The sequence below is a fragment of the Protofrankia sp. CiP1_Cm_nod3 genome (assembly GCF_982290655.1).
The window spans coordinates 1-554 of the sequence record NZ_CEVIVD010000251.1 but is presented as its reverse complement, the minus strand read 5'-3'; the positions used below and the strand labels follow the sequence as shown (position 1 = coordinate 554).

Below are 554 nucleotides of genomic sequence, written 5' to 3'. Positions count from 1 at the left end.
AAGGAACTCGCCGCGGCCGGAGACCACGTCCAGGTTCGTGGACGTCCCGAAGTCGACGATGATCGCCGGGCCGCCGTAGAGGTGGTGGGCGGCCAGCGCGTTCACGATCCGGTCCGCGCCGGCCTCCTTGGGGTTGTCGATGAGGATCGGCACCCCTGTTCTCGTGCCCGGCTCCACCACGACGGCGGGTACCTTGCGGAACGCGCGCACCACCATGCGCCGGATCTCCCGCAGGGCCGCCGGCACGGTCGAGCACACCGAGATGCCGTCGACGTCGTAGTCCAGGAGCAGGCCGCGGAAGAGCAGCGACAGCTCGTCCGCGGTCGAGTGCGGGTTGGTGCGTACCCGCCAGGAATCCACCAGGTCCTCGCCGTCGAAGACGCCGAGGACGGTGTTGGTGTTGCCGATGTCGATCGTGAGCAGCATCAGGACGCCCCCGATCCGGTGCCCGTCGTGGGCGCGGCGTCCGCGGTGGCGGCCGGGCCTGTGCCCGCGCCCAGGCTCGTGCCCGCGCCCAGGCCCGCGTCAGAGTGCGGGGAGAGGCCGGAGAGGCC

The 554-nt window shown here is 71.8% G+C and carries 1 protein-coding gene; it reads right to left on the bottom strand.

All coding sequences use genetic code 11. From position 1 onward, the window contains the following. Positions 1-426: type III pantothenate kinase (locus AC5LUJ_RS23740; protein ID WP_493465822.1), on the bottom strand; the 426-nt coding region annotated here is incomplete at its 3' end. Between the last annotated feature and the right edge of the window lie 128 nt (positions 427-554).